General features: G+C 50.9%; 15 protein-coding genes and 1 pseudogene. All 16 read right to left on the bottom strand.

From position 1 onward, the window contains the following. Positions 1-12: 12 nt before the first annotated feature. The gene (nuoN, locus tag ACR9YC_RS06580; protein WP_438731479.1) at positions 13-1,491 is read right to left on the bottom strand and encodes an NADH-quinone oxidoreductase subunit NuoN; all 1,479 of its coding nucleotides are present in this window, start codon (positions 1,489-1,491) and stop codon (positions 13-15) included. Beyond that, entirely contained in the window at positions 1,491-3,059 is a 1,569-nt protein-coding gene (locus ACR9YC_RS06575; RefSeq protein ID WP_438731476.1) for an NADH-quinone oxidoreductase subunit M, read from the bottom strand. Before ACR9YC_RS06575 ends, nuoN begins: the two co-directional genes overlap by 1 nt. 15 nt (positions 3,060-3,074) lie before the next feature. Continuing rightward, positions 3,075-5,066 carry an NADH-quinone oxidoreductase subunit L gene (nuoL, locus tag ACR9YC_RS06570; protein WP_438731473.1) on the bottom strand — a complete coding sequence of 664 codons (1,992 nt, stop codon included), beginning with the start codon at positions 5,064-5,066 and terminating at the stop codon, positions 3,075-3,077. 5 nt (positions 5,067-5,071) lie between these two features. Next, on the bottom strand, positions 5,072-5,377 hold the full coding sequence (nuoK, locus tag ACR9YC_RS06565; protein WP_438731471.1) for an NADH-quinone oxidoreductase subunit NuoK: 306 nt from the start codon (positions 5,375-5,377) through the stop codon (positions 5,072-5,074). After that, a complete protein-coding gene (locus ACR9YC_RS06560; RefSeq protein WP_438731468.1) occupies positions 5,374-5,985 on the bottom strand; it encodes an NADH-quinone oxidoreductase subunit J in 612 nt (203 codons plus the stop codon). Before ACR9YC_RS06560 ends, nuoK begins: the two co-directional genes overlap by 4 nt. A gap of 103 nt (positions 5,986-6,088) precedes the next feature. Next, positions 6,089-6,577: an NADH-quinone oxidoreductase subunit NuoI gene (gene nuoI, locus ACR9YC_RS06555; RefSeq protein WP_438731465.1), complete on the bottom strand. Its 489-nt coding sequence runs from the start codon at positions 6,575-6,577 to the stop codon at positions 6,089-6,091. Continuing rightward, positions 6,574-7,059, bottom strand: a complete 486-nt coding sequence (locus ACR9YC_RS06550; protein ID WP_438731462.1) for a hypothetical protein — start codon at positions 7,057-7,059, stop codon at positions 6,574-6,576. Before ACR9YC_RS06550 ends, nuoI begins: the two co-directional genes overlap by 4 nt. Next, positions 7,056-8,102, bottom strand: coding sequence for an NADH-quinone oxidoreductase subunit NuoH (nuoH, locus tag ACR9YC_RS06545; protein ID WP_438731459.1), 1,047 nt, complete (start codon positions 8,100-8,102; stop codon positions 7,056-7,058). The genes ACR9YC_RS06550 and nuoH overlap by 4 nt, the downstream gene beginning before the upstream one ends. Then, positions 8,099-10,111 carry an NADH-quinone oxidoreductase subunit NuoG gene (nuoG, locus tag ACR9YC_RS06540; protein ID WP_438731456.1) on the bottom strand — a complete coding sequence of 671 codons (2,013 nt, stop codon included), beginning with the start codon at positions 10,109-10,111 and terminating at the stop codon, positions 8,099-8,101. Before nuoG ends, nuoH begins: the two co-directional genes overlap by 4 nt. After that, complete coding sequence (locus ACR9YC_RS06535) at positions 10,104-10,595, bottom strand: hypothetical protein (RefSeq protein ID WP_438731453.1); 492 nt, start codon at positions 10,593-10,595, stop codon at positions 10,104-10,106. Before ACR9YC_RS06535 ends, nuoG begins: the two co-directional genes overlap by 8 nt. A gap of 142 nt (positions 10,596-10,737) precedes the next feature. After that, a complete protein-coding gene (gene nuoF / locus ACR9YC_RS06530; RefSeq protein WP_438731450.1) occupies positions 10,738-12,072 on the bottom strand; it encodes an NADH-quinone oxidoreductase subunit NuoF in 1,335 nt (444 codons plus the stop codon). After that, a complete protein-coding gene (locus ACR9YC_RS06525) occupies positions 12,072-12,740 on the bottom strand; it encodes a complex I 24 kDa subunit family protein (protein WP_438731448.1) in 669 nt (222 codons plus the stop codon). Before ACR9YC_RS06525 ends, nuoF begins: the two co-directional genes overlap by 1 nt. 174 nt (positions 12,741-12,914) lie before the next feature. Further along, entirely contained in the window at positions 12,915-14,147 is a 1,233-nt protein-coding gene (locus ACR9YC_RS06520) for an NADH-quinone oxidoreductase subunit D (RefSeq protein ID WP_438731445.1), read from the bottom strand. Positions 14,148-14,179: 32 nt separating this feature from the next. Then, positions 14,180-14,782 (bottom strand): annotated as a pseudogene (locus ACR9YC_RS06515) (NADH-quinone oxidoreductase subunit C); the annotation flags it as partial. Positions 14,783-14,802: 20 nt separating this feature from the next. Continuing rightward, positions 14,803-15,342 (bottom strand): NuoB/complex I 20 kDa subunit family protein, encoded by a 540-nt coding sequence (locus tag ACR9YC_RS06510; protein WP_438731443.1) that lies wholly within the window; start codon positions 15,340-15,342, stop codon positions 14,803-14,805. Positions 15,343-15,385: 43 nt separating this feature from the next. Continuing rightward, positions 15,386-15,760 carry an NADH-quinone oxidoreductase subunit A gene (gene ndhC / locus ACR9YC_RS06505; protein WP_438731440.1) on the bottom strand — a complete coding sequence of 125 codons (375 nt, stop codon included), beginning with the start codon at positions 15,758-15,760 and terminating at the stop codon, positions 15,386-15,388. Positions 15,761-15,885: the final 125 nt, after the last annotated feature.

Raw genomic sequence — 15,885 nt, 5'->3', positions numbered from 1 at the left:
GCCGGCAAAGGCTTAAGCGAAACTCAAAAAGTAGGTGAGCGCTGTTCCCGCTTGATCAGAATAGGTCGCGATCACACCATTTAGGAAGAAACCCAATGGCGATACAAACAATGCTGTCAAAATAATGATGGCAAGGCGCTCAGGCGCGATACGCTCAGCGACAACAATGCCCGATACATCATCGAAATACATCACTTTGATGACTTTCAGATAATAAAAAGCACCTATGACCGAGGCTGCGATACCGATAGCGGCGAGCGGCAACAGTCCAGCCTCAACGGCAGCGCTGAATACCAATGCTTTGCCCCAAAAGCCGTAAAGTGGCGGAATACCGGCCAGTGAGAACATGAAGATAGCCAATGCTGCCGCAATGCCGGGGCGGACTTTTGATAGCCCTGCCAGAGCATCAAGCGATTCTACAGCATTGCCATTGGCATCACGCAATTCCATCACACAGGCAAATGCGCCCAATGTCATTGCGACATAGATCAGCAAATATGTGCTGGTTGCCGCAGCACCTGCAGCACTGGCCGCTGCGATGCCGATAAGCAAAAAGCCGACATTGTTAATGGAGCTATAGGCCAAGAGGCGCTTTACATTTTGCTGACCAATCGCACCAGCGGCCCCGATGATGATAGAGCCCAATGCGATGAAGATGATTATGGGTTGCCAACTGGCGATAAAGCCATAAAAACACCAGAACAATACCCGCATGGTGAGTGCTATGGCTGCCACCTTTGGAGCACTGGCAAAGAAAGCTGTTACCGGCGTTGGCGCGCCTTCATAAACGTCTGGTGTCCACATATGAAACGGTACAGCGCTAATTTTAAAGGCCAAACCGGCCAGTACAAAGACCATGCCAAATAATGCGCCATTGCCCAGCTCGTCGCCAAAAGCATTAGCAATGCCGATAAAGCTGGTCGTGCCGGTAAAACCATAAAGCAGAGACATGCCGTATAGCAAAATGCCGCTGGCCAATGCACCAAGGACAAAATATTTCAGGCCTGCCTCACTCGAGCGCTCATCATCACGCGCAAAGCTAGCAAGAACATAAGCCGCAAGGCTGTTCAGTTCCAAACCTATATATAATGAGATGAGATCAGTAGCAGAGACCATCAAGCCCATGCCGATAGCGGCAAAGACTATCAGAACTGGAAATTCCGGACGCATCATCTTGCGTTCTTCAAGGAAGCGCGGTGATATTATCAGAGTTATGATCGCAGCGGCATAGATCAGCAGCTTCATAAACGAACCAAAGCGATCCATAAAATACTGACCGTAAAATGCATCAGCACCTTCCGAGAAACCATCACCCGTCAGAAAATCGAGTGCTACGGCCGATGAAGCCACCAAGGCCGTTACAGCCAGCATGCCAACCAATTTACTGGATTTTTGGCCAGCAAAGCCTGCGATTAAAAGCAGGACTAGGCTTGATATGGAGAGAATAAGTTCGGGCGCTGTGAGCTGCAGCCAGAGTTCATATTGTGGCATCAGTGCGCTCCTTCATCAGCAGCAGAGCCGTGATTATCACTATTCCCGTGCGTATCAGCATTTGCCGGCAATCCTGTTCCAGGTGTCAGTTGCGCATCACCAATAGGCTTTGCTCGCGCCAGACGTGCTTCAAGAGCGCTAATGTCGCCGCGCATAGGGGCCAAAAAGCTCTCTGGATAGACACCCATCCACAAGACCACGGCCGCAATAGGCGCCAAAAGAGCCATTTCGCGCGGGGATAGATCAGTCATTTGTTTGACATCATCATGCACCAATTCGCCAAACGCGATCCGGCGATAAAGATATAGCATATAGCCAGCGCCGAGAATGATACCGGTGGTCGATACCAGAGTAACCAGACTGGAAACCTCATAAACGCCAAGCAGCGCTAAAAACTCACCGACAAAGCCGCTTGTTCCCGGCAAACCGATACTGGCCATGGTGAACAGCAAAAACAACAAAGCATAGCGCGGCATATTTATGGACAGACCGCCATAACGATCAATTTCCCGCGTATGCAAGCGATCATAAATAACGCCAACGCACAGGAATAAAGCGCCCGAAACAAGGCCGTGGCTGAGCATGATAATCATTGCGCCTTCAAGCCCCTGTTGGTTGAAAGCAAACAGACCAACAGTCACAATCGCCATGTGCGCAACCGAGCTATAGGCGATCAGTTTTTTCATGTCATGCTGAACCAAAGCAACCAATGACGTGTAGATCACGGCAACCATAGACAAGGTTAGGATGAGCCACACAAATTGCGCGGATGCCTCTGGAAACATGGGGAGCGAGAAGCGAATAAAGCCATAGCCGCCAAGTTTCAGCAAAACACCAGCCAAAATGACCGAACCCGCAGTCGGTGCCTGAACGTGCGCATCTGGCAACCATGTGTGCACGGGCCACATCGGCATTTTAACGGCAAAGCTGGCGAAGAAGGCGAGCCATAGCCAGGTCTGTGCTTCGGGCGCAAAATCATATTGCATCAATGTCGGAATGTCTGTCGTGCCAACCTCATTGACCATCCAGAACATTGCAATCAGCATGAGCACAGAGCCAAGCAGCGTGTAGAGAAAGAACTTATAGCTGGCGTAAATCCGGTCTGCACCGCCCCATATACCGATAATCAGGTACATGGGGATAAGCCCAGCCTCAAACAGAATATAAAAGAGGAAGATGTCCTGCGCAGCAAAGACGCCGATCATCAAAACTTCCATGAACAGGAAGGCCGCCATATATTCGCCAACGCGCTTGTCGATAGAATTCCAGCTGGCACCGATACAAATCGGCATCAAAAATACTGACAGCATGATCAGCATAAGGGATATGCCATCAATGCCCAATGCCCAGCTAAAGCGATCAAATAAAGGTGCACTTTCAACAAATTGCCACTGCGCGCCGCCAATATCAAAGTTGATCCAGAGGATGATGCCCAGTGCCAAGTCAATCAAGGTCGCCAATAAGGCGATCATGCGCGCGGTTCCTGCGCTGACGAACAGACATATAATTGCTGCCAATGCTGGCACCAGCAACATGGTGGAAAGAATAGGAAAGCCCAGATCGTTCATTGTCTTCTCACCCGCCTACTTCACCATGGCCCAGCTGATCGCTGCGACAAGGCCAAGAAGCATCACCAACGCATAGCTGTAAATATAGCCGGACTGCATTTTGCCAACCATTCGGCTGCCAACACCAACCAGTGCCGCCGCACCATTAGGGCCAAAACGGTCAATCACATTTTGGTCGCCAGCTTTCCAGAACAGCCGCCCGACAACAAATGCAGGTTTGACGAACAACCAGTCGTAAAGTTCATCAAAATACCATTTATTGAAAAAGAATGTGTAGAGCGGCCGGAATGTCTTGGCCAAAGCCTGTGCACGCCCCTCACCCATCATGTATACAAAATATGCAGCGGCCAGTCCGGTTAGCATTGCAATACTTGCAGCAAGTTTCACCCAAAGAGGAACCTCATGCATATTGTGCATGAGACCTGCATTATAAGCGATTGAACCGTTCCAGAATGCTGCTTCTTCAATAAAGGCATGGGTAAAGACATAACCGGCAAATACCGCGCCTGCCGACAGCAATATAAGTGGGATTAGCATAGGAAACGGGCTTTCATGTGGATGATAACCACCCGTTTGATCAGCGCCAGCCTCTTGTGGTGTTTTATGAACACTATGCTGAATATGTTCTGATTGTATCCAACGCGGCTTGCCCCAAAATGTCAGGAACATCAGGCGCCAGCTGTAAAAACTGGTGAGCAGCGCCGCCAGCACACCAATGGCAAAGGCAAACATGCCAGCATCAGTGCCAACGGCAAAAGCGGCTTCAATGATCGCATCTTTTGAATGGAAACCGGCAAAACCTGCATGTATCCAGTAGATGCCAACGCCGGTAATCGCCAAAGTGCCCGCCATCATCGCCCAGAATGTCAGCGGAATATGTTTACGCAGACCACCATAATAGCGCATATCCTGCTCATGATGCATGGCGTGAATAACCGAGCCAGCGCCCAAGAACAGCAGCGCCTTGAAAAAAGCGTGTGTGAACAGGTGGAACATCGCGACATTATACGCGCCAACACCGGCAGCAAAGAACATATAGCCCAGCTGCGAACAGGTGGAATAGGCGATCACACGCTTAATATCATTCTGCACCAGCCCTACAGTCGCTGCGAAAATGGCCGTGGCGGCGCCTATGACAGTCACAACGGTCAGCGCAACATCGCTGGTTTCAAACATTGGTGAGAGACGGCACACCATGAAGACACCCGCAGTAACCATAGTTGCAGCGTGAATAAGTGCGGACACAGGCGTTGGCCCTTCCATCGCATCGGGCAGCCATGTGTGCAGTCCAAGCTGCGCCGATTTGCCCATCGCGCCGACAAATAGGAGCAGGCAAAGCACTGTCATGGTATCAAGCCGATAACCCAAAAAGCCGATAGTCGATCCAGCCATACCCGGAGCAGCTTCCAAAATCTCTGGAATAGATACGGTGCCGAAAACCAGGAATGTGCCGAAGATACCGAGCATAAAACCAAGATCGCCGACCCGGTTTACGACAAAAGCCTTGATCGCTGCGGCACTGGCGCTCGGCTTTTTGAACCAGAACCCGATCAGCAAATAGGATGCAAGGCCCACGCCTTCCCAACCAAAGAACATTTGCACCAGGTTATCCGCTGTCACCAGCATCAACATGGCAAAGGTGAACAGTGACAAATACGCAAAGAAACGGGGCTGATCAGGGTCTTCATCCATATAGCCCCAGCTATAAAGATGGACCAGTGATGACACACTGGTCACCACAACCAGCATGATTGCGGTCAAAGTATCAACGCGTAACGCCCAATCAAATGTCAGATCGCCAGACGCCACCCATTTCAGTACCGGCACAACCTCTGCTTGCACATCACCACTTAGAAAGCCCAGAAAGATAGGCCAGCTTAACGCACAAGAGGCGAATAAAGCGCCTGTTGTAATGACTTTTGCAGGTACATTGCCCAGCGAGCGATTACCCAATCCGGCAATAATTGCTGCTATCAGAGGCAGGAAAACAATAAGCTGGATGCTCATGGGAATTAGCCCTTCATCCTGTTGATATCATCAACGGCAATGGTTCCGCGTTTACGGAAATATATGACGAGGATCGCAAGGCCGATAGCCGCTTCGCCAGCAGCAACGGTTAACACGAACATAGCAAAAACCTGGCCTACAAGATCACCCAGAAACGCACTAAATGCGACCAGATTGATATTCACTGCCAGCAAAATAAGCTCAATTGCCATCAAAATAATGATCACATTTTTGCGGTTGAGGAAAATGCCTAAGACACCCATCACAAAGAGAATGGAGCTGACGACCAGATAATGTTCAATGCCAATCATAGCGAAACCCCTTTGCCGGTTTCAGGATTGGTATTGCGCACGGCCTCTTCGGGTCTGCGGCTAACCTGACGCGCCACATTTTGTGGCCTTACGCCCAAGCGTTGGCGATGGGTCAGCAAAATCGCGCCGACCATAGCAACCAGCAATATAACGCCGGCGGCTTCAAACAGGAAAACATAACGCGAATATAGCAGCTCACCAACGGCCTGAATGTTGCTTACGCCCTCACGGCCAGGGCTTACACCGCTCTCGGCCATGTCTAGTCCGCCCGCTTGCCATGCACCAATGCCGAATACCAACTCAGCCAGAAACACCAAAGCCAGCGCCACGCCCAGCGGCAGGTTTTTGGCAAATCCTGCGCGCAGCTCAGCAAAGTCAATGTCCAGCATCATAACAACAAACAGGAAAAGCACTGCGACAGCGCCGACATACACAATCACCAACAGCATGGCGATGAATTCCGCGCCAACCAAGACCATAAGGCCTGCAGCATTAAAGAACGCTAATATGAGCCACAAAACCGAATGAACGGGATTGCGGGATAAAATCGTGAATGCGCCCGATGCGATGACAATCGCTGCAAACAGATAAAAGGCAAAGACTTGCATTTTGGCTGACCCCTGCTTTTCTTTCCTGTACCGGCCAATATGGTGGCCAAATTGTTATCAAAATCGAACGGATTTGTTCGCGTGAATCAACGTCTGCGCCGCCTTAACGGTAAGGCGCATCCGCTTCAAGGTTTGCGGCTATAGCGCGTTCCCACTTATCCCCATTTTCCAGCAATTTATACTTATCATAGATAAGTTCTTCGCGGGTTTCAGTGGCATATTCGAAATTCGGACCTTCAACCACAGCATCAACCGGACAGGCCTCCTGACAAAAACCGCAATAGATGCATTTGGTCATGTCAATATCATAGCGCGTGGTACGCCGCGAACCATCATCACGCGGCTCTGCCTCAATGGTAATCGCTTGCGCAGGACACACCGCCTCGCACAATTTACAGGCAATGCAACGCTCTTCCCCATTGGGATAGCGGCGCAGGGCATGTTCACCACGAAAGCGCGGGCTAATCGGGTTTTTCTCATAAGGATAGTTGATAGTTTTCTTCGGTTTGAAGAAGTATTTAAGCGTCAGGGCATGCGCCTGCACAAACTCATACAAAGTAAAAGCTTTAAGAGTTCTGGTAATCGCGTTCATTCGGCATCTGCCTCTTTGCTACAGCTTCCGTTGATCAAAATGGGCAGTGGCTCTCTGCGATCATCAGGAAGGCGGGTAATTGCAGATGGCCTGATCGAGAACAACAAACCACCGTCGGGCTGCTCTACAAAGTCAATCATCGCGCCACAATTTCCTTCAGTAAACAAGCACGGGCCGCCAGAAAGGCTGAAGGTAAAAAATGATTGCTCACTGGTTGGAATGATTGGGCCCTCGCCAGAAACCTGAATGGGGCTATTTGGCCAGTTGATCTTAGCATTTTCGGCATCAACGCTCAGATCAAACTGCCAAGCATCTTTAGGGAAGCCATCTCCAAATTCAATTTTTGAGCCGGATACTTTATCACCGTCAACGTTTACAGCATATGGCGCATCTGCTGTGCAGTCATATCCGCCTTTGATAGCCGCCTGTGCTTGGCCAGAAATCAGAAGTGCCGCAGCCGCGCAGCCTATAGAAAATCTCATAGTCCAACCCTTGTGTACATAATCCAGCCACTCACCATCACGACAAACAGAAGCGACAGCGGCAGGAATATTTTCCACCCCAAACGCATCAGCTGGTCATAACGGTAGCGCGGCACAGTCGCCCAAATCCAAGAAAAGAGGAAGAAGGTCAGGAACATTTTCAGGAACAGCCAGATGATACCAGGGACCATATATAGCGGTTCCCACTCAAATGGTGGCAACCAACCACCCCAGAACAAAATTGAGTTGAGCGCACACATTAGCAAGATATTGGCATATTCACCCAGCCAGAACAGCGCGAAACTCATTGAACTATATTCTGTCTGATACCCTGCAACCAGCTCACTTTCTGCCTCAGTCAAGTCGAAGGGCGCACGCGCCGTTTCGGCCAATGAAGAGATGAAGAACACCACCCACATCGGGAAGAGCAAAAGGTTGAAGCCATAAGCGTTGACGAAACCAAAACCATGTCCGCGCTGCGCTTCAATAATGCCGTTCAGATTGAATGTGCCCGCATAGATGACCACACAGACCAGCACGAAACCGATAGATACTTCATAGCTGATCATTTGTGCAGCCGCGCGCATAGCGGAGAAGAAAGGGTATTTGGAGTTGGACGCCCAGCCCGCAATCACCACGCCATAAACGCCCAGCGAACTGATAGCCAAAACATAGAGTAAGCCGACATTGATATTCGCCAGCACAGCCTCTGCACCAAAGGGGATGACGGCCCAAGCGAGAAGCGCAACGGTAAAGGTAATAATCGGCGCAAGCAGGAACAGGCCTTTGTTCGCGCCGGATGGAATGATTGTTTCCTGCAGGAAGACCTTTAAGCCATCAGCAAAACTCTGCAACAGGCCAAATGGACCAACCACATTGGGCCCGCGCCGCAGCGAGATAGCGGCAATGACTTTACGGTCAAAATAGATGATATACGCCACCGCTAGCATCACCGGCAGTGCAATCAGTAATATCCCCGCCAATGTGGCGACAAACCATGCCCATTCATATGACATACCCAGAGATTGGAAAAATTCGGTCATTCCGCGGCCTCCAGCATATCGTCGGCGTGGAGCAATTCAGCAGAACAACGCTGCATTGTCTGGCTCGCCCGTGCAATTGCATTGGTCAGATAAAAATCTTTGATCGGATAGGCCAAAGTGCCTTCCGGCTTGTCAGACAATTTTGGCGGTGACCAATCAAAGCTGACAACGCCCTCTTCTGCCAGTTGCGGCACAGCGGCCACCATTGCAGCGCGGCATTGCGCAAAACTGTCAAATGGCAAAGTATGGCCTAGCGCGTCAGAAAGCGCGCGCAATATTGACCAATCTTCACGCGCATCGCCGGGGGCGAAAACGGCTTTGTCAGAAAATTGTACCCGCCCTTCAAGATTGACATAAGTGCCATTCTTTTCAGGATAGGCTGCTGCTGGCAAAATCACATCTGCTGCATGTGCGCCTTTATCGCCATGATGGCCGATAAAAACTTTGTAACAATCATCAAATTGCCCGAAATCCACTTCGTCCGCGCCCAAGAAAAAGGCCAGCTCTGGTTTCGCCGCAACAATATCAGTCATGCCGCCTGGCTGCGCATAGCCCAGCATCAGGCCGCCCATGCGCGCCGCAGAGAAATGCAGCACATTAAAACCGTTCCAGTCGCCGCGTACCATATTGAACTTATCGGCCAGTTTAAGCGCAGCGCCATGCACGCCTTCAACAGCCAGCGCGCCGCCACCAACTATGACAGCAGGACGCTCTGCATCTTTCAGCGCATCAGACAGTTTTTTCGGCAGACGTTTCAGAATTTTCGCATCATCGCCCAGCCACTCAACCTTATATGTCAAGTCAATTTCAGGCCCGATAGCAAAAACTTTCGCGCCATTCTTAATGGCTTTTCTGATACGCGTGTTCACCAACGGTGCTTCCCAGCGCACATTACTACCAATGAGCAAAATGACATCGGCATTTTCTATGCCGTTAAACCCACTGTTAAAATTCACCGCGGCAAGATTGGTTGCGTCATAGGCCAATCCTGTCTGCCGACCTTCCAATAGGGTCGAGCCCATTTTGCCTAGCAGTTCCCGCGCAGCAAACATGGTTTCGCAATCGACCAGATCACCCGCAATCGCCGCGACTTTATCACCTGCAGTTTTGGCGTGCTTAGCAATGGCTTTAAATGCCTCGTCCCAGCTTGCTTCGACCAGCTTTCCACCTTTGCGGATATAAGGTTTATCCAAACGCCGGCGCAGCAAACCATCCACGGCATAGCGTGTCTTATCGCTTGCCCATTCCTCATTCACATCATCATTGATGCGCGGCAATACGCGAAAAACCTCACGTCCACGCGCATCAAAACGGATATTGGTGCCGACAGCATCCATCACATCAATGCCCATGGTTTTCTTCAATTCCCATGGCCGTGCTTCAAATGCATAGGGTTTGCTGGTCAGCGCGCCAACGGGGCAAAGATCAACCACATTGCCGGAAAGTTCGCTTTGTACAGCGCCTTCCAAATAGCTGGTAATCTGCATCCCCTCGCCGCGCCCAATCGCGCCAATATCTTCAACGCCCGCCACTTCTTCGGCAAAGCGCACACAGCGCGTGCAATGGATACAGCGGGTCATAATCGTCTTAACGATCGGCCCCATATATTTTTCGGTTACGGCGCGCTTATTCTCCTCATATCGCGTGCCACCGCGACCATAGGCCATAGCCTGATCCTGCAAATCACATTCGCCGCCCTGATCGCAAATTGGGCAATCAAGCGGGTGATTGATCAGCAGAAATTCCATCACGCCTTCACGCGCCTTTTTCACCATCGCGCTGTTGGTGGTGATCTCCTGCCCTTCGGCAGCGGGCAGCGCGCAGCTCGCTTGCGGTTTGGGCGGTCCAGGCTTAACCTCGACCAGACACATGCGGCAATTGCCAGCAATGCTCAAACGCTCATGATAACAAAAACGCGGGATTTCCTTACCCGCAAGCTCAGCAGCTTGCAGCACAGTCGCGCCTTGAGGAACTTCAAGCTCCACACCATCTACGGTAAGTTTAGGCATGTTCTTCTTTCCTAATTTCACGAAGCGGCCACGCATATGTTAGTTGTATCATGTTAGCAGAAACTGCTGAAAGCCGATCACCCCCAAAATTATTCATTATGATTTCAGCTCCCTTATTAGCCTCAACTACCAAAGGATCGATATCTTCATCAGTTATAGAACCTGCATTATATAATGCTATTGTAGTGGCGTCCTGCATACTTCGCAGAAAATTTGGGTCTTTCTGATCCATGAAACCAGTCATTTTTTCAGCGATAGCCGTTCCGTTCATATTTGACGCATTTTCAAAGGCCTCTATCAGTGCGTATCCTAGCCCTGCGGCATCTATTTTATTGTTTGTTTCAGCTTTCGCGTAAAAAGACGCTGTAAAATTCATGAAGCCCAGCAAGTATGGATCTTGCCACATCCAATATGACATGCCCCCTTTCATTTGCGCGATTGCTAGCAAAGGCCGTAGAGCGGCTTTAGCTGCCTGGGTTGCCACCTTTCTTTTCGACCTGAAAAACACTAGGTTGCCCCTTGTATTGTCATTGCGAGCGCAGCGAAGCAATCCAGTGCTACGCGTACCTGCTTTGGATTGCCGCGTCGCTTCGCTCCTCGCAATGACGTTATCTGGAGAGCAATATTCACTCTGCCGCCTCCATCATTGCGGTGGCTTGGGGTTCGCCGCTTTGTTCACGAATGCGGGCTTCCATTTCCGGGCGGAAATGGCGGATTAGCCCTTGGATCGGCCAAGCCGCAGCATCACCCAATGCACAGATTGTATGGCCCTCTACCTGTTTGGTGACTTCATATAGGGTGTCGATATCTTCAATATCGGCTGTGCCTTGACGCATTTTTTCCATCACACGCCACATCCAGCCCGTGCCTTCACGGCATGGCGTACATTGGCCGCAACTTTCATGCTTGTAGAAATAGCTGATACGGCTGATCGCCTGAATAATATCGGTGGATTTATCCATTACGATGACCGCTGCTGTACCCAGACCAGAACCAAGCTCTTTCAAGCCGTCAAAGTCCATTGGCGCATCCATAATTTGCGATGCTGGCACCAAGGGTACCGAAGAACCGCCGGGAATGACCGCCAGCAAATTGTCCCACCCCCCGGTGATGCCGCCGCAATGCTTCTCAATCAAATCGCGAAAAGGAATGCTCATCGCTTCCTCAACCACGCAAGGCTTCTCAACATGGCCGGAAATCTGGAACAGTTTCGTGCCCTTGTTATTCTCACGCCCAAAGCTGGAGAACCAGGCAGCGCCGCGCCGCAATATGGTTGGCACAACGGCGATACTCTCAACATTATTAACTGTGGTCGGGCAGCCATAAAGACCTGCACCAGCAGGGAATGGCGGTTTCAGGCGCGGTTGGCCTTTCTTACCTTCTAGGCTCTCAATCATCGCGGTTTCTTCGCCGCAAATATATGCGCCCGCACCGCGATGGACAAAGACATCAAAATCATAGCCCGATTTCGCGGCATTCTTGCCTAGCAGACCTGCGGCATACGCCTCTTCAACAGCGGCAAACATCGTCTCTGCTTCACGGATATACTCACCGCGAATGTAAATATAGGCCGCCCGCGCGCGCATCGCGAAACCCGCCACCAAAGCGCCCTCAATCAATTTATGCGGATCATGACGCAGAATTTCACGATCTTTGCAGCTGCCCGGCTCCGACTCATCGGCATTGATGACCAGAAAGCTAGGGCGCGGATTGCCATTTTTGTCCTTAGGGGCCTCTTTGGGCATGAAGGACCATTTCAGGCCAGTGGGGAAACCAGCGCCGCCACGACCGCGCAAGCCAGAGGCTTTCATCTCTTCAATAATGGCATCGTTGCCGCGCCCGATCAGGTCTTTAGTCTTATCCCAATCGCCGCGCTTTTTAGCGGCCTTAAGGCCCCAATCCTGAAAGCCGTAGAGATTGGTAAAGATACGATCTTTATCGCTAAGGAAATCAAAAGACATTAATAGTCCTTCCGGTAATCATGATTGCTGTCGACCATGGCCGCAAGGGAAGTCACACCGCCTTCTGGCTCGCTCGATTGCCGGCCAGCGATCTGGCTTCCTGTTTTTGGCTGCTCACCCTTGGCAAGCGCTTCCAAAATGGCGCTGGCACTATCATAGGTCAGGTCTTCATAATTGTCGTCATTGATCTGAAACATGGGCGCTGTTGCGCAATTGCCCATGCACTCAACTTCAGTCAGGGTAAACATGCCATCGGGCGTTGTCTTACCCTTGACCATGCCCTTATTCTTGCACGCTGCCATAACATCATCGCTGCCGCGCAGCATACAGGGTGTAGTGCCACACACTTGCACATGATAGCGGCCAACTGGTGCCAGATTATACATGGTGTAGAAAGTCGCCACTTCATAAGCACGCATGAACGGCATATCCAGCATTTCAGCCACATATTCGATCACAGGCACGGGAAGCCAGCCCTGTGTCTGTGTTTCTTCGCCAACCTGACGCTGCGCCAGATCAAGCAACGGCATCACTGCCGAGCGTTGACGTCCCTCAGGATAGCGCGCGATAACTTTCTTCGCCTGCTTTGCGTTGGCCGCAGTAAAAGCAAAACCGCCCCAACGGGCGCGCATTTCTGCTTCATCAGGTGTGTTGGGGGTATCAGCCATCAGACGCTCCTGTAACTACCAACAAAGGCCATAAAACCCACGCAAACACACAGGAAACAAATACTGGCCAGAGCGGGACACGCTTTGCCTTAGTCAACCGCTTGACCAGCCAACTGAACATTAAGCCGAGCCAGACGGGAAATAAGATCAAAAGTATTAATGGTGCGATAGTGCTCACCGGTCACACTCCCCGAACACAACATCGATTGCGCCGAGAATTGCGGTGGCATCAGGGAGCATATGGCCTTTGCACATGAAATCCATGGCTTGCAGATGGCTGAAAGCGGTTGGACGGATTTTGCAGCGATAGGGTTTGTTGCTGCCATCGCTTACCAGAAAGACACCGAATTCGCCTTTGGGGCTTTCGGTGGCGACATAAACTTCGCCAGCGGGCACGTGAAAGCCTTCGGTGTAAAGCTTGAAGTGATGAATCAGTGCTTCCATAGACTGCTTCATTTCGCCGCGTTTGGGCGGGACAATTTTGCGGTCGGTTGATGCAATGGGGCCTTCCGGCATTTGCTGCAGACATTGGCGCATAATGCGCGCGGATTGACGCACTTCCTCAACCCGCACCATGAAACGGTCATAGCAATCACCGCGCGTGCCAACAGGGATTTCAAAATCCATCCGGTCATACACATCATAAGGCTGTGACTTACGCAGATCCCAGGCGATGCCGGAACCGCGGATCATCGGACCAGAAAAGCCCCATTTGATCGCGTCATCTTTGCTAACGGTGGCGATATCGACATTACGCTGTTTGAAAATGCGGTTATCAACCACAAGGCTCATCGCGTCTTCAAACAATTTGGGGAAAGTATCAAGGAAGTCAGCAATATCGGTCAACAGTTTGAGCGGCACATCCTGATGCACACCGCCGGGACGGAACCATGCCGAGTGCATCCGCGCACCGCTGGCCCGCTCAAAAAACTCCAAACATTGCTCACGAATTTCAAACACCCAGATGTTCGGTGTCATCGCGCCCACATCCATAACATGCGCACCAATGTTGAGCATATGATTGCAGATACGGGTCAGCTCAGCAAACAGGACGCGCAGATATTGCGCCCGCTCTGGCACCTCTAGATCGAGCAGTTTTTCAATCGCCAGCACATAGCTATATTCCTGCGCCAATGGCGAGCAATAATCCAAGCGATCAAAATAGGGCAAAGCCTGCAAATAGGTTTTATGCTCTATCAGCTTTTCCGTGCCGCGGTGCAAAAGGCCAACATGCGGATCAACCCGCTCAATAATCTCGCCATCCAGCTCCATAACCATGCGCAAAACGCCGTGTGCGGCAGGGTGCTGCGGGCCAAAGTTAATGGTGTAATTCTGGATATCCAGATCACCCTGTGTCGGATCAGCGCCGTCAGCACGGCCTTCCATTTCGTCCAGCAGTTCAGCCATTATTTGCCTCCCCCGCTTTTGCCATTATCAACCTTTTCATCACCGGGCAGTACATAGTCCGCGCCCTCCCATGGTGACATAAAGTCAAAGCTGCGGAAATCTTGAGCCAGTTGCACCGGCTCATAAACAACGCGCTTCGCTTCTTCGGAATAGCGCATTTCAACATGGCCGCTAAGCGGGAAATCCTTACGGAACGGATGCCCCTTAAAGCCATAATCGGTCAAAATCCGGCGCAAATCAGTATTGCCATCAAAAATCACACCAAACATGTCAAAGACTTCACGCTCCAACCAGCCAGCCACGGGCCAAATATGCGTAACGCTTGGCACTGGTGTATCTTCATCTGTGCTGATTTTGACGCGGATGCGGTGATTAGCAGTCAGGCTGAGCAGATGATAGCAAACATCAAAACGCTCGGCGCGCTCTGGATAATCAACACCAGCAATTTCCACCAATTGCTGATAGTCAAATTCATCGCGCAATATTTGCAAGACATCGGCAATAGCGTCACGCCGTACGACAAGAGCCAATTCATCAAACGCGTCGATGGTTTCTAGAAGATCCTTACCCAATCGCGCAGTAATATCCTGCGCGGCATTTGGACGATCGGCAATAGCTGGTGCTTTATGACCCATATTTTGTTCTCAATCGCCCCTTAACGATCCAGCGTGCCGATACGGCGGATTTTGCGCTGCAACTGCATCACACCATAAAGCAGCGCTTCAGCGGTTGGCGGGCATCCGGGCACATAGATGTCCACTGGAACAATGCGGTCACAACCGCGCACCACCGAATAGCTGTAATGATAATAGCCACCCCCATTGGCGCAGGATCCCATGGAAATTACATATTTCGGGTCCGACATCTGGTCATAGACGCGGCGCATAGCTGGAGCCATTTTGTTGCACAAGGTGCCAGCCACAATCATAACATCTGACTGGCGCGGTGAAGCGCGCGGCGCGGCGCCAAAACGCTCCATATCATAGCGCGGCATGTTCACATGGATCATCTCAACAGCGCAGCAAGCCAGACCAAAAGTCATCCACCAAAGCGAACCAGTGCGGGCCCATTGAAACAGATCTTCCGTCGAAGTGACCAAAAAGCCCTTATCATTCACCTCTGATGACAGATCTTTATAAAAATCTGCATCTGGCGGCGTGATATCGGCGGCAGGTGGTTGGATGATATTGTTCATAATATTGCGCTCACATAAGCTGACATGCCGATTACGGTCAGTGTCATTCCCATTCCAGTGCCCCGACCTTCCAAGCATAAGCAAAGCCGATGATCAATTCGAACAGAAAAACCATCATGGTCAGCCATCCGGCCCAGCCAATTTGCTCAAGCGACACAGCCCAAGGGAAGAGAAAAGCCGCCTCAAGATCAAAAATAATGAACAAAATAGCGACGAGGTAGAAACGGACATCAAACTGACTGCGCGAATCTTCAAAAGCGGGGAAACCACATTCATATTCGGTCAGCTTGTCGACAGTGGGATTGTGGGTGCCGGTCAAGCGTGAAACGCCCATAGGCAAAAACACGAAAAGGACCGAAATCCCTAAGGCTACGCCCAAGAATAGCAAGATAGGAAGATATTCGATTTGACTGGTCACTATAGGCTCCACGAGCGGCATAAGTTGTTGATCGTGCTATTAGGCTAGCTAAACCGCCACTGCAAGAGATAGCCTATATTTTTTCCCGCATGCTTATGTGCATTTTTTGCATTATGCAGCTATCA

The sequence above is a fragment of the Parasphingorhabdus sp. DH2-15 genome, assembly GCF_051668705.1.
Taxonomy (GTDB): Bacteria; Pseudomonadota; Alphaproteobacteria; order Sphingomonadales; family Sphingomonadaceae; genus Alterisphingorhabdus.
This window is presented reverse-complemented; position numbering and strand designations above follow the sequence as displayed.